The sequence below is a fragment of the Micromonospora sp. LZ37 genome (assembly GCF_059359015.1).
This window is the reverse complement of sequence record NZ_JCADBL010000018.1, coordinates 1-13,346: the sequence shown is the minus strand read 5'-3', so window position 1 is coordinate 13,346 and position 13,346 is coordinate 1. Positions and strand designations below refer to the sequence as shown.

Sequence of the window (13,346 nt, the reverse complement as noted above, 5' to 3'; positions counted from 1 at the left end):
AGGGGCTCCCGGCTCAGGCGGTCTCGCCGGGGGTCTGCTCGCCCCGGCGCGGGGCGTACCGGGGCACGTACTCCTGGCCGGTGAGCCGCTGGATCTCGGCCATCAGCTCGTCGGTCATCTCCCGCAGCGAGGTGCGGTCGTCGGGTCGGCCGGTGAAGTCGAGCGGCTTGCCGAACCGCACGGTGATCTTCGCGCGGCCGGGGCGGGGCACCCGGGTGCCGATCGGCTGGGCCTTGTCGGTGCCGATCATGCCGACCGGGATGATCGGCACACCGGCCGCGACCGCCAGCCGGGCCGCGCCGGTACGCCCCCGGTAGAGCCGGCCGTCGGGCGAGCGGGTCCCCTCCGGATAGACCGCGACGAGGTCGCCGCCCTTGAGCGCCGGAATGGCGGCGTCGAACGCGGAGAGCGCCGCGCGGCCACCCGCCCGTTCCACCGGGATGGCGCCCAGGCCGGTGAGTACGAACTTGGAGAGCGCCCCCTTCGGACCGGTGCCGGTGAAGTACTCCGACTTGGCCCAGAAGGCCAGGTGCCGCGGGACGACGGTGCCGAGGAAGAGCTCGTCGGCGACCGAGAGGTGGTTGCCGGCGAAGATGGCACCGCCGGTCTCCGGGATGTGCTCCAGCCCCTCCACGGTCGGACGGAACGCCAACCGGAGCGCGGGCGCCACGGTGAGCTTGCCGATGGTGTAGAGCAGGGGCACTGGTCCTCCGGCGGTCGCGTGCTGAAACGGGCGGTGTCACGGTAGCGGACGCCGGCGCGCTGCCCTGACGCCGGTGGCGATGGCGCCCGCCGACTGGTGAGCGGGGGTGGCAGGGGGCCCCTTCGCGTCGGGGCGACGCTCAGGGGCCCCTGCTCACACCGTCATCTCATACCCGGCGGACGGCCACCGTCACCGGTTCGCCCTCGCCGACCTCGCCGGCGAAGCCCTCGAGGTCGGCGGCGAAGCCGACGGTGTCGGCCAGCACCTCCCGGGCCACGAAGTCGGTGTACGCCGACACCGCCGCGCGCACCTCCTCCGAGGCCGACACCAGCACCGCGATCCGGTCGGAGACGTCCAGGTCGGCGTCCCGGCGGGCCTGCTGCACCACCCGGACCACGTCCCGGGCGAGCCCCTCGGCGGCCAACTCCGGGGTGACCTCGGTGTCCAGCACCACCACACCCTCACCGCCGGGCAGCGGCGCGGAGTGCTCGGCGTCGGCGGCGACCAGGCGCAGCTCGTACTCGCCCTCGGCGAGGGTCACCCCGGCGGCGACCGGGGCGCTGTCGACCAGCTCCCACTCCCCCGCCTTGACCGCCTTGATGACCTGCTGGACCTGCTTGCCCACCCGCGGGCCGAGGGCCCGGGGCACCACGGTCAGCACCTGCTGGCAGTACGCGGACACCTCCCCGGTGAACTCGACGGCCTTCACGTTGACCTCGTCGGCGACCAGGTCGGCGAAGGGACGCAGCTGGTCCGCCGCCGGCGAGGCGACGGTCAGCTTCGCCAGCGGCAGCCGCACCCGCAGCCCCTTGGCCTTGCGCAGCGACAGCGCCGCCGAGCAGACCTCGCGGGTGGCGTCCATCGCCGCGACGAGGTCGTGGTCGGCCGGGAACTCCTCGGCGGACGGCCAGTCGGTCAGGTGCACCGAACGCTCGCCGGTGAGGCCGCGCCAGATCTCCTCGGCGGTCAGCGGCGCCAGCGGCGCCACCACCCGGCAGAGCGTCTCCAGCACCGTCCACAAGGTGTCGAACGCCTCCGCGTCGCCGGACCAGAACCGGTCCCGGGAGCGGCGCACGTACCAGTTGGTCAGCGCGTCCAGGTAGGACCGGACGGTGGCGCAGGCGCCGGAGATGTCGTACGCCTCCATCTGCCCCTGGACCGTCTCGACCAGCTCCCGGGTCTTGGCCAGCACGTACCGGTCGAGCAGGTGCGTCGAGTCGGTGCGCCGGCGCGCCTGGTACGAGTCCGCGTTGGCGTAGAGCGAGAAGAAGTACCAGACGTTCCACAGTGGCAGCAGCACCTGCCGGACGGCGTCCCGGATGCCCGCCTCGGTGACCGCCATGTCCCCGCCGCGCAGCACCGGCGAGGACATCAGCATCCAGCGCATCGCGTCGGAGCCGTAGGCGTCGAAGACGTGGTAGACGTCCGGGTAGTTGCGCAGGCTCTTGGACATCTTGCGCCCGTCCGAGCCGAGCAGGATGCCGTGGCTGAGGCAGTTGCGGAACGCCGGCCGGTCGAACAGCGCGGTGGCCAGCACGTGCATGGTGTAGAACCAGCCGCGGGTCTGTCCGATGTACTCGACGATGAAGTCGCCCGGGTAGTGGTGCTCGAACCAGTCACGGTTCTCGAACGGGTAGTGCACCTGGGCGAACGGCATCGAGCCGGACTCGAACCAGCAGTCCAGCACCTCCGGAACCCGGCGCATCATCGACGCGCCCGTAGGGTCGTCCGGGTTGGGGCGGACCAGGTCGTCGACCGCCGGCCGGTGCAGGTCGGTCAGGCGTACGCCGAAGTCCTGCTCGATCTGCTCCAGCGAGCCGTACACGTCGACCCGCGGGTAGTTCGGGTCGTCGGACTTCCACACCGGGATCGGCGAGCCCCAGAACCGGTTCCGGCTGATCGACCAGTCCCGGGCGTTGGCCAGCCACTTGCCGAACGAGCCGTCCTTGATGTGCCCCGGCGTCCAGTTGATCTGCTGGTTCAGCTCGACCATCCGGTCCTTGAACTTCGTCACCGCGACGAACCAGGACGACACCGCCTTGTAGACCAGCGGGGTGTCGCAGCGCCAGCAGTGCGGGTACGAGTGGGTGTAGGTGTCCTGCTTGAGCACCACCCCCCGCTCCTTGAGCTCCCGGATCACCGGCTTGTTGACGTCGAAGACCTGCTCGCCCTGGTACGGCGGGACCAGCGCGGTGAACCGGGTGTGGTCGTCCACGGTGACGACGGTGGGGATGCCGGCGGCGTTGCAGACGTTCTGGTCGTCCTCGCCGAAGGCGGGTGCCAGGTGGACGATCCCGGTGCCGTCCTCGGTGGTGACGAAGTCCGCCCCGAGCACCTGGTACGCGTTCTCCCCGGCCTGCTCGACGAGGAAGTCGTAGAGCGGCGTGTACCGGCGGCCGACCAGGTCGGCGCCGCGCACCGTGCCGACCTGCTCGTAACCGTCCAGCTCCTTGGCGTACGCGGCCAGCCGGGCCGCGCCGACGACGAAGCGGTCCCCGTCGCGCTCCAGCACCGCGTACTCGATGTCCGGGCCGACGGCGAGCGCCAGGTTCGACGGCAGGGTCCACGGCGTGGTGGTCCAGACGCCCAGCTTCACCGGCCCGCGGACCAGCTCCGGCGCGTTCTCGTCCGGGGTGAGACCGAACCAGACCGACAGCGTCGGGTCGTGCCGGTCCCGGTAGACGTCGTCCATCCGGGTCTCGGTGTTCGACAGCGGCGTCTCGCAGCGCCAGCAGTACGCCAGCACCCGGAATCCCTCGTAGATCAGACCCTTGTCGTGCAGGGTCCGGAAGGCCCACATGACGCTTTCCATGTAGTCCAGGTCGAGGGTCTTGTAGTCGTTGTCGAAGTCGACCCAGCGGGCCTGCCGGTTGATGTACCGCTCCCAGTCCTGGGTGAACTCCAGCACGGAGGTGCGGCAGGCCTCGTTGAACCGGGCCACGCCGAGGTCGAGGATCTCCGCCTTGCTGGTGATGCCGAGCTGCTTCTCGGCGACCACCTCGGCGGGCAGGCCGTGGCAGTCCCAGCCGAAGCGCCGCTCGACGTGCCGGCCGCGCATGGTCTGGTAGCGCGGCACCACGTCCTTGACGTACCCGGTGAAGAGGTGGCCGTAGTGGGGCAGGCCGTTGGCGAACGGCGGGCCGTCGTAGAAGACGTACTCGTTCTTCCCCTGCTCGCCGGCCGGCCTGGCCTCGACGGAGGCCTCGAAGGTCTTGTCGGCCGTCCAGTGCTCCAGCACCCGGCGCTCGACCGCGGGCAGGTCCGGGCTCGCCGGGACACCGGCGGCGGTCGGGTCGTGCAACGGATAGGCCATCGGGGGTCGCTCTCCTCGCGCAGCTCACTCATCTGTGGTCTGCGAGGACGAGCCCTCCGGGTACGCCTCGACGGCGTCGCCCGAGCGGCCCGCGGTACCACCCCGCTTGGCGGTCGAGGTGCGACCGCCCGCTCGTTGGCCGGCTGTGACGGGCCGTCCCGTCCGGTTCTACTGGGCCGGTCACCCGGCTGTTCTTCCGGAGGCTCACCGGTGATGGCCGGGTCGTCGCCTGTGCCACCAGCCTACTCGATCGGCGCCGATGATCGCCCCCGAGTATTCCCACCGCCCCGGGGCGCGGCGACATGACCACCGTCACATTCCGGGCCGTCACATCGCCGCCGCCGGGTTCCGTCGTACGGGTGAATCCGTACCTGCTGAGGGAGGCCGAGATGAGCCGGATCGACATGTCGAAGGTGGCGCCGGAGGCGTACCGGGCGGTGTTCGCGCTGGAGAAGTACGCCCAGGCGAACGTCGACCACACCGTCCTGGAGCTGGTGAAGCTGCGGGCGTCGATGCTGAACGGCTGCTCGTTCTGCGTGGACATGCACAGCCGGGACGCGCTCGCCGCGGGCGAGGACAGCCGCCGGCTCTTCGCCGTCGCCGCCTGGCGGGAGGCGCCGTTCTTCGACGAGAAGGAGCGGACCGCGCTGGCGCTGACCGACGCGGTCACCCAGCTCGGCCAGCACGGCGTGCCGGACGAGGTGTGGGACGCCGCCGCGAAGGTGTGGTCGGAGAAGGAGCTGGCCGACCTGATCATCGCGATTGCGACAATCAACGTGTGGAACCGGATCGCCGTGACCAGTCAGAGCCAGCCGCCGCTCGAGGTGTGACGACCAGCGGGGCAGCGCAGGCGGCCGGTGCGCTCACCGCGCACCGGCCGATGCTGCTCGGGCTGGCGTACCGGCTGCTGGGCAGCGTGCACGACGCGGAGGACGTGCTCCAGGAGGCGTACCTGCGCTGGCTCGACGTGGACCGGGAGTCGGTGGCCGAGCCGCGCCGCTACCTGTCCCGGGTGGTGACCCGGCTGGCGCTGGACCGGCTGCGGGCCCGGCAGGCCGCCCGGGAGACGTACGTCGGGCCGTGGCTGCCCGAGCCGGTGCCGACCGAGCCGTCGCCGTTCGGCCCGCTGGACAGCGTCGAGCTGCGGGACTCCGTCTCGATGGCGCTGCTGCACCTGCTGGAACGGCTCACCCCGCCGGAGCGCGCGGTCTACGTGCTGCACACCGCGTTCGCCATGCCGTACGCCGAGATCGGCGACATCCTGGACCGGTCGGCGGCCGACTGCCGGCAGTTGCACCACCGGGCGGCCGCACGCATCGCCGACGACCGCCGCCGGTTCACCGCCGACCCCGCCGAGCAGCGGCGGCTGCTGGACGCCTTCCTGGCCGCCGCTCGCGAAGGGGACCTGGGCCGACTGACCGGTCTGGTGGCGGGCGACGCGGTCGCCTGGACCGACGGCGGCGGCGTGGCCCGCGCGGCGCGCAACCCGGTGCACGGCGCGGACCGCATCGCCCGGTTCTTCGCCGGCATCTACGCCCGGCCGCGCACCCTGACGGCGACGGCCGCCGAGCTGAACGGCCAGCCGGCGCTGCTGATCCGCTGGTCCGACGGGGCCCGCTACGCGCTGACCGTGGCCACGGCCGACGGGCGGATCACCGGGTTCTACCTGGTCGGCAACCCGACGAAGCTGTCCCGGCTGCCCGCCTGAGACAGCGGACGGCCCCGACCCCGGTCCGGGGTCGGGGCCGGCGACGTTCAGCCCAGCTGGGGGAACCAGAGGCCGATCTCGCGCTTGGCGCTGTCGGTGGAGTCCGAGGCGTGCACCAGGTTCTCCCGGTTCGACAGGGAGAGGTCGCCGCGGATGGTGCCGGCGGCGGCCTTGCGGCCGTCGGTGGCGCCGATCATGCCCCGCACCACCTCGATCACCTGGTCGCCGGAGAGCACCAGGGCGACCAGCGGACCACCGGTCATGAACGCCTTCAGCGGCGGGTAGAACGGCTTGTCGACGTGCTCGGCGTAGTGCTGGTCGGCGAAGTCCCCGTCCAACGTCCGGGTCACCATCGCGTCGATCCGCAGGCCCTTGCGCTCGAAGCGGGACACGATCTCGCCCACCAGGCCACGGCGGACCGCGTCGGGCTTGATCAGTACGAGCGTGCGCTCATCCGGGCTGCTGCTGGACACGCTGGGTTCCTCCTGTGCGCGGAAGGCGGTTCGGCTGGGTACGGTCAGCCTAGCGACCCGGTCCCGGCGTCGGCGCGGCGGCTGCTCTTTCCCTCGGTTGCCGGTCCGGCCTAGCCTGGCCCTGACCCCTGGGAGGTCCACTGTGGCGAATGGCGGGAACCGCACCATCGCGCCGGTACGCAAGCTGATCGCCGCGGTACTGGGCACCGTGGCCACCTTCGTGGTCCTGTTCGGGCTGGGCATGACCAGCTGGGCCATCGTGGCCCTCGGGGTGGCCCTGCTGGTGCTGGCGATCGCCATGGCGACGGTCCGCGGTGGCGGGCGCACCTGGGTGGTCGGCGTCGGGCACGTGCACAGCGCCTCCGAGCCCCCCACCCAGTACGCCTTCGGCCGGTGCGAGCTGCAACTGGTGATCGACGCGCCGGGCCTGCCGCCGCGCTCCAAGAAGATCATCGAGCCGCGGGTGCCGGTGGCGAAGTGGCCGTCGCTCGGGCAGACCCTGCCGATCCGGGTGGCTTTGGACGACCAGCGGCACGTCCGGGTGCTCTGGGACGACGTGCCCACCCACGCCGAGACCGCCGCCGCGGCCGCCGACCTCCCCCCGGAGTACGCGGGCGCCGAGCCGGTGGTCGACGAGGTGCTGATCCCGCAGGAGGCCCCGCCGTGGGCCGGCCGGACCGCCGACGACGACTTCCACGACGACCTGCGTGACAACCTCCGCGACGACCTCCGTGACCCGCCGCCGGCCGACCCGCTGCGCGACGAGCCGGTGGTGCTGCCGGAGGAGCGTGAACCGGTGGTGATGCACCAGCGCGCCGGCGGCCCGGTGGTGCTGGAGGGGACCTTCGTCGAGCAGCCGGCCGGCCCGCTGCCCCGCCGGGCGGCCACCACCCCGTCCCCGCGTACGCCCGCCGAGGAGCGCCTCGACGCGCCGATCCTCGACCCGGTCGACGTGCCGTTGGACGACCCGGCCACCGAGCGGCGGCCCGACCCGGACGAGCTGGACGAGGCGATCTTCGGCTACGATCCGGCCGCCGGCCCCGCCGCCCCGGACGGCGACCCCGACGACCCGGCCGCCCCGATCAGCGGGGTCGGGCTCACCCTGCTGGTCACCGACCTGTCCCGGTCGCTGGACTTCTACCGCGACCGGCTCGGCTTCACCGAGGTCGACCGGGGCTCCGGCAACGCCGTGCTCGCCTCCGGCAACACCCGGCTGGTGCTGCGCGAGGTCACCGGCGCCGCGCCGATGAGCCGCCGGCTGGTGCACGTCAACCTCGACGTGAGCGACATCGACGCCGCGTACCGGCGGCTCAAGGAGTCCGGGGTGCGCTTCACCTACGCCCCCCGGGTGGTCAACCGGGGCAGCCGGCTGGAGGTGTGGGCGGCGGCCTTCCGCGACCCGGACGGCCACGGCATCGCCCTCACCCAGTGGCGCGAACGCGCCGACGCCTGAGACGACGGGAGGGCCGCCGGTCACCCGGGGGCCCTCCCGTCGACGCGTCGCCGCTCAGCCGAGGATCACCCGGCGCACGTGCAGCGCGTACGCCCACACCAGGGCGAAGATGACACCCAGCCCGAACAGCGACCAGTGCAGCAGCCCGGAGAGCAGCAGCAGCCCCTGCACCACGGTGCCGGCGTGCCACGCCCAGGGCCGGCGCATCATGCCGGCGAGCACCACGCAGGCCACCGCCAGCGCGACGATCACCGCGATCGCCGCGCCGCTCAGGTCGCCGCCGACCACCCGGATCGGCTGGATGGCCAGCAGCAGCACCAGCGCCTCCAGCCCGAGCGTGCCCGCCCCCAGCCCCCGTACGGCAGCCGTCGGGTTGCGCAGCCCGGAGCGTCGCCCGCCCGCGGGCCCCTCCGCACCGTCGGGGGCCGGCTGACCGGCTTCCGTGGTCGGGCGGTCCTCGTCCGGGGCGCTCATCGCTTCAGCAGCCGGCGGGCGTCGGCCACGGTCACCACCGAACCGGTGATCAGCACGCCGACCCCGGACAGCTCACCCGGCACGTCGGACTCGGCCTCGGCGACGGCCGCCTCGATCGCGTCCGGCATCTCCTCGGCGACCTCCACCCGCTCCGGTCCGAAGACCTCCCGGGCCAGCTCGGCCAGCTCGTCGGCGGGCATCGCCCGGGGCGAGCTGTTGCCGGTGACCACCACCGAGTCCAGCACCGGTTCGAGCAGCTCCAGCAGGCTGGCCGCGTCCTTGTCGGCGAGCACGGCGAGCACGCCGACCAGCTTGCTGAACGCGAACTCCTCCTGCAGCGCGGTGACCGTCGCGGTCATGCCGTGCGGGTTGTGCGCCCCGTCGAGCAGGATCGTCGGCGCGGTGCGGACCTTCTCCAGCCGCCCCGGCGAGCTGGCCGTGGCGAAGCCCTCCCGGACCGTCTCCACGTCCAACTGCCGCTTGTTCCCCGCCCCCAGGAACGCCTCGACCGCGGCGAGCGCCACCGCCGCGTTCTGCGCCTGGTGGGCGCCGTGCAGGGGAAGGAACACCTCGTCGTAGACCCCGCCGAGGCCCTGGATGCTGAGCACCTGCCCGCCGACGGCGACGGCCCGGCGCAGCACCCCGAACTCGGTGCCCTCCCGGGCAATGGTGGCGCCCACCTCGACGCAGCGCTCCAGGATCGGCCGGGCCGCCTCGTCGTCCTGTGCGGCGCAGATCACCGTGGCGCCGGGATGGATGATCCCCGCCTTGTGCAGGGCGATGTCCTCCAACGTGTCGCCGAGCCACTCGGTGTGGTCCAGGCCGATCGGGGTCAGCACCGCCACCCCGGCCTGGAGCACGTTGGTGGCGTCCTCGGCGCCGCCGAGCCCGACCTCGACCACGGCCACGTCGACCGGCGCGTCGGCGAAGGTCGCGAACGCCAGCGCCGTGGTCATGTCGAAGTAGGTCAGCGGCTCCGACGAGCTCCGGTCGACCAGCTCGGCCAGCGGCGCCACCTCGCGGTACGTGGCGACGAAGCGCTCCTCGCTGACCGCCTGCCCGTCCAGGCTGATCCGTTCCCGCACCGTCTCCAGGTGCGGGCTGGTGTACCGCCCGGTGTGCAGCCCGAACGCCCGCAGCAACGAGTCGATCATGCGGGCGGTCGAGGTCTTGCCGTTGGTCCCGGTCAGGTGGATCGACGGGTACGCCCGCTGCGGACTGCCGAGCAGGTCGAGCAGGTTGGAGATCCGGTCCAGCTCGAAGACCATGCGGGTGAAGCCCCGCCCGGTCAGCTCGGCGTCGACGGCGGCGAATTCGGTGTGGTCACTCACGAGGGCAGCGCCTCCAGGGCAGCGTCGATCCGGACCAGGTCGGCCTCGGCCACCGCGAGCCGGTCACGGATCTTGGCGACCACCGGCTCGGGGGCCTTGCCGACGAAGGCCGGGTTGTCGAGCTTCGCCCGGGCCTGCGCGACCTCCTTCTCGGCCGCCGCGCGGTCCTTGGTGAGTCGGGCCCGCTCGGCGGCCACGTCGATCGAACCCCGGGTGTCCAGGGCGACGCTGACCTCGCCCGGCATGGCGAGGGTGGCGCTGGCCTGGAAGTCGCCGCCCGGGGCGTCGAGCCGGACCAGCGACCGGATCAGCGGCTCGTGCGCGGCGATCCCGGCGACGGCGAGGCCGTCGAGGCGCGCCCCGACCCGCTGGGTCGGCCGCAGCCCCTGGTCCGAGCGGAACCGCCGGATCTCGGTCACCACCCGCTGGACCGTGCCGACCTCGCCCTCCGCGGCGTCGTCGATCCGGGTACGGTCGGCGACCGGCCAGGCGGCGGTCATGACGGTCTCGCCGCCGGTGAGGGCGATCCACAGCTCCTCGGTGACGAACGGGATCACCGGGTGCAGCAGCCGCAGCAGCTGGTCCAGCACGTGCCCGAGCACCCGGCGGGTGGCGTCGGCCGCCGCCCCGCCCTCGGCGAGCACCGGCTTGCTCAGCTCCACGTACCAGTCGCAGACGTCGTCCCAGGCGAAGTGGTACAGCAGGTCGCAGACCTTCGCGAACTCGTACGCCTCGAACTGCTCGTCCACCTCGGCGGTGACGTGCGCCAGCCGGGACAGGATCCACCGGTCGACGGTCGACAGCTCCTCGGGGACCGGCAGCGCCCCGTCGGTGTGCGCGCCGTTCATCAGGGCGAACCGGGTGGCGTTCCAGAGCTTGTTGCAGAAGTTGCGGGAGCCCTGGCACCACTCCTCGCTCACCGGCACGTCCTGCCCGGGGTTGGCGCCGCGGGCCAGGGTGAAGCGGGTGGCGTCGGCGCCGAACCGGTCGATCCAGTCCAGCGGGTCGACGACGTTGCCGAACGACTTGGACATCTTCTTGCCGTGCTCGTCGCGGACCATGCCGTGCAGCGCCACCACGTCGAAGGGCTGGACGCCGTCCATCGCGTACAGGCCGAACATCATCATCCGGGCGACCCAGAAGAAGAGGATGTCGTAGCCGGTCACCAGCACGCTGGTCGGGTAGAACTTGGCCAGGTCCGGGGTGCGCTCCGGCCAGCCGAGGGTGGAGAACGGCCACAGGCCGCTGGAGAACCAGGTGTCGAGGACGTCCTCGTCCTGGTGCCAGCCCTCGCCGCTCGGCGGCGCCTCGTCCGGGCCGACGCAGACGATCTCGCCGTCCGGGCCGTACCAGACCGGGATGCGGTGGCCCCACCAGAGCTGCCGGGAGATGCACCAGTCGTGCATGTTGTCGACCCAGGCGAAGTAGCGCTTGGCCAGCTCGGCCGGCTCGATCTTCACCCGGCCGTCGCGGACCGCGTCGCCGGCCGCCTTGGCCAGCGGCGCGGTGTTGACGAACCACTGCAGCGACAGCCGCGGCTCGACGGTGGTCTTGCACCGGGAGCAGTGCCCCACCGCGTGCACGTAGGGCCGCTTCTCGGCCACGATCAGGCCCTGCTCGCGCAGCGCGGCGACGATCGCCGGGCGGGCCTCGTACCGGTCCAGGCCCTGGAAGGGCCCGTGCGCGGTGATGATGCCCCGCTCGTCCATGATCGTCAGCGCGGGCAGGTCGTGCCGCTGGCCGATCTCGAAGTCGTTCGGGTCGTGCGCCGGGGTCACCTTCACCATGCCGGTGCCGAAGGCCGGGTCGACGTGCTCGTCGGCGACGATCGGGATCCGCCGGTCGGTCAGCGGGACGGCGACCTCGGTGCCGATCAGGTGCCGGTAACGCGGGTCGTCCGGGTGGACGGCCACCGCGGTGTCGCCGAGCATCGTCTCGGCCCGGGTGGTGGCGACCACCACCTCGTCGCTGTAGCGGATCGAGATCAGCTCACCGTCGTCGTCGGTGTGCTCCACCTCGATGTCGGACAGGGCGGTCAGGCAGCGCGGGCACCAGTTGATGATCCGGTTGGCCCGGTAGATGAGGCCGTCGTCGAAGAGCTTCTTGAACATGGTCTGCACGGCCCGGGAGAGGCCCTCGTCCATGGTGAAGCGCTCACGGTCCCAGTCGACGGCGTCGCCGAGGCGGCGCATCTGGCCCAGGATCGCCCCGCCGGACTCCGCCTTCCACTGCCAGACCCGCTCGACGAACTTCTCCCGGCCCAGGTCGTGGCGGGACAGCCCCTGGGTGGCGAGCTGCCGCTCGACCAGGTTCTGGGTGGCGATGCCGGCGTGGTCCATGCCGGGCAGCCAGAGCGCCTCGAAGCCCTGCATCCGCTTGCGCCGGTTGAGGGCGTCCATCAGCGTGTGCTCGAAGGCGTGGCCCATGTGCAGCGAGCCGGTGACGTTCGGCGGCGGGATGACGATGGTGAAGGGCGGCTTGTCGCTCTCCGCCGACGCCCGGAAGTGGCCGGCGGCTACCCACTGCTCGTACCGTCGCTGCTCTACCTCGCCGGGCTGGTACTGGCCGGCAAGGGTCGGGGCGTCGGGGCGTCGGGCATCCAGTCTCTCGGTCACCCTGAAAGTCTACGGAGCGCTTCGACGGACCTGACGTGCGCCACCTGTCATTCGCGTACGGTGGCGGACATGTCCGACGCACATCTCACCGAGCGTCAGCTCGTCGGAGGCCCCGAACCGGTCGAGCTGACCGAGGAACCGATCCGACTGCGCGGCGCCGACCCGGAGCAGGACCCGGAGCGCCGCCCCCGGTCCTCCCGCCGGCGGAAGGTCGCCCTGGCCGTGGCGCTCGTCGTCGGTCTCGCCGGCGCCGCCGCCCTCGGTACGGCCGGCTGGCGGGTGGCGCAGCAGAAGGACACCCGGCTCGCCGCCCCGGAGCGGGTGGCCGGGCTGGTACGGGACGACTCCGAGCGGGCCCGGAGCACCGCCGACTACCTGCGCAGCGGGTTCGCCGCGGACATCGACCTGGACCGCAGCTTCGGCACCGTCTACCGCGATCCGGCGGACGAGAAGCGGGTCGTGCTGCTCTTCGGCGGCACCACCCTGCTCTGGCAGCCGGAGCGGGACCTGGACACCCTCTTCGACCTGATGGCCGACGAGACGGGCAAGGTCACCGGAGTACGCGACGTCCCGGCCGGCGGGCACGGCGGCGTGATGAAGTGCGGCACCACCAGCGGTGACGGCGGCGACTTCGCGGTGTGCGGCTGGGCCGACCACGGCAGCGTGGCGATGGCCATGTTCCCGAACCGGTCGGTGGACGACGCCGGGCAGCTCTTCCGGGACATCCGCGACGTCGTCCAGACCCGCGACTGACGTCTCCGGCCGAGGCGACGGCTCAACGACCCTCTCGCCGCGGCTCCCGCTGCGGCTCCCGCTGCGGCTGCGGCTGCGGCTGCCGTGTTGATCGAGCAGTTGTGGTGGGCGATCCGTTGACGTTGGCGGCTTTCGCCACCACCACAACTGCATGATCGACGCAATCGGAGCAGGGGCCCAGGCCGCAGGGCACGTGGCGCGGGGCGCGCGGGCCCGGGGGACGTCGAGGCCGGGGGCGTCGGGTTGAGCGGGCCGGCCGATGCCGGCGCCCCCTTCCATGCCTCTCCGCAGCTCCCAGCACAGCTTCCCCGGCTCCGCGGCTCCGCGGCTCTGCGGGGGTTGGCTGTGCTGCGGGGCTGGGCTGTGCTGCGGACCTGTTCAGGGAACGATGTGGTGGTGGAACGCATTCAGGCCCACCCCTTGCGGGGTGGGCCTGAATGGAATGGTTGTCCGGCGGCGTCCTACTCTCCCACACCCTCCCGAGTGCAGTACCATCGGCGCTGGAGGGCTTAGCTTCCGGGTT

Annotated in this window: 10 protein-coding genes and 1 rRNA gene; 4 read left to right on the top strand and 7 right to left on the bottom strand. The window is 72.4% G+C overall.

Translation table 11 applies throughout. From position 1 onward, the window contains the following. Nucleotides 1–13 precede the first annotated feature (13 nt). The gene (locus AC5L3Z_RS28060; RefSeq protein WP_334533293.1) at nt 14–703 is read right to left on the bottom strand and encodes a lysophospholipid acyltransferase family protein; all 690 of its coding nucleotides are present in this window, start codon (nt 701–703) and stop codon (nt 14–16) included. Between the two features lie 166 nt (nt 704–869). Then, nucleotides 870–4,016 carry an isoleucine--tRNA ligase gene (gene ileS, locus AC5L3Z_RS28055; protein WP_494846248.1) on the bottom strand — a complete coding sequence of 1,049 codons (3,147 nt, stop codon included), beginning with the start codon at nt 4,014–4,016 and terminating at the stop codon, nt 870–872. Nucleotides 4,017–4,405: 389 nt separating this feature from the next. On the opposite strand from ileS, the gene AC5L3Z_RS28050 reads away from it, so the two are divergent. Continuing rightward, on the top strand, nt 4,406–4,846 hold the full coding sequence (locus AC5L3Z_RS28050) for a carboxymuconolactone decarboxylase family protein (protein ID WP_494846247.1): 441 nt from the start codon (nt 4,406–4,408) through the stop codon (nt 4,844–4,846). Then, nucleotides 4,843–5,724: an RNA polymerase sigma factor SigJ gene (gene sigJ / locus AC5L3Z_RS28045; protein WP_494846245.1), complete on the top strand. Its 882-nt coding sequence runs from the start codon at nt 4,843–4,845 to the stop codon at nt 5,722–5,724. Before AC5L3Z_RS28050 ends, sigJ begins: the two co-directional genes overlap by 4 nt. Nucleotides 5,725–5,771: 47 nt before the next feature. Here the strand turns inward: sigJ and ndk are convergent, their stop codons facing one another. Next, nucleotides 5,772–6,197: a nucleoside-diphosphate kinase gene (ndk, locus tag AC5L3Z_RS28040; RefSeq protein ID WP_494846244.1), complete on the bottom strand. Its 426-nt coding sequence runs from the start codon at nt 6,195–6,197 to the stop codon at nt 5,772–5,774. Nucleotides 6,198–6,339: 142 nt separating this feature from the next. Here ndk and AC5L3Z_RS28035 point away from each other — a divergent pair, with 142 nt between their 5' ends. Then, the gene (locus AC5L3Z_RS28035) at nt 6,340–7,650 is read left to right on the top strand and encodes a VOC family protein (protein ID WP_494846242.1); all 1,311 of its coding nucleotides are present in this window, start codon (nt 6,340–6,342) and stop codon (nt 7,648–7,650) included. Between the two features lie 54 nt (nt 7,651–7,704). Here the strand turns inward: AC5L3Z_RS28035 and AC5L3Z_RS28030 are convergent, their stop codons facing one another. The 3 genes from AC5L3Z_RS28030 to AC5L3Z_RS28020 are packed head-to-tail and all read right to left on the bottom strand — an operon-like array spanning nt 7,705 to nt 12,070. Continuing rightward, entirely contained in the window at nt 7,705–8,124 is a 420-nt protein-coding gene (locus AC5L3Z_RS28030; protein ID WP_494846241.1) for a DUF4233 domain-containing protein, read from the bottom strand. Next, complete coding sequence (locus AC5L3Z_RS28025; RefSeq protein ID WP_494846240.1) at nt 8,121–9,455, bottom strand: bifunctional folylpolyglutamate synthase/dihydrofolate synthase; 1,335 nt, start codon at nt 9,453–9,455, stop codon at nt 8,121–8,123. The genes AC5L3Z_RS28030 and AC5L3Z_RS28025 overlap by 4 nt, the downstream gene beginning before the upstream one ends. Further along, a complete protein-coding gene (locus tag AC5L3Z_RS28020) occupies nt 9,452–12,070 on the bottom strand; it encodes a valine--tRNA ligase (protein ID WP_494846238.1) in 2,619 nt (872 codons plus the stop codon). Before AC5L3Z_RS28020 ends, AC5L3Z_RS28025 begins: the two co-directional genes overlap by 4 nt. Before the next feature lie 69 nt (nt 12,071–12,139). Here AC5L3Z_RS28020 and AC5L3Z_RS28015 point away from each other — a divergent pair, with 69 nt between their 5' ends. Next, nucleotides 12,140–12,823 carry a hypothetical protein gene (locus AC5L3Z_RS28015; protein ID WP_494846237.1) on the top strand — a complete coding sequence of 228 codons (684 nt, stop codon included), beginning with the start codon at nt 12,140–12,142 and terminating at the stop codon, nt 12,821–12,823. A gap of 448 nt (nt 12,824–13,271) precedes the next feature. Here the strand turns inward: AC5L3Z_RS28015 and rrf are convergent. Beyond that, nucleotides 13,272–13,346, bottom strand: a 5S ribosomal RNA gene (gene rrf, locus AC5L3Z_RS28010); the annotation flags it as partial.

Coding starts and splice junctions, on each gene's coding strand:
- AC5L3Z_RS28015 (WP_494846237.1), top strand. CDS start 12,140: ATGTCCGACGCACATCTCACCGAGCGTCAGCTCGTCGGAGGCCCCGAA.
- AC5L3Z_RS28050 (WP_494846247.1), top strand. CDS start 4,406: ATGAGCCGGATCGACATGTCGAAGGTGGCGCCGGAGGCGTACCGGGCG.
- ileS (WP_494846248.1), bottom strand. CDS start 4,016: ATGGCCTATCCGTTGCACGACCCGACCGCCGCCGGTGTCCCGGCGAGC.
- AC5L3Z_RS28030 (WP_494846241.1), bottom strand. CDS start 8,124: ATGAGCGCCCCGGACGAGGACCGCCCGACCACGGAAGCCGGTCAGCCG.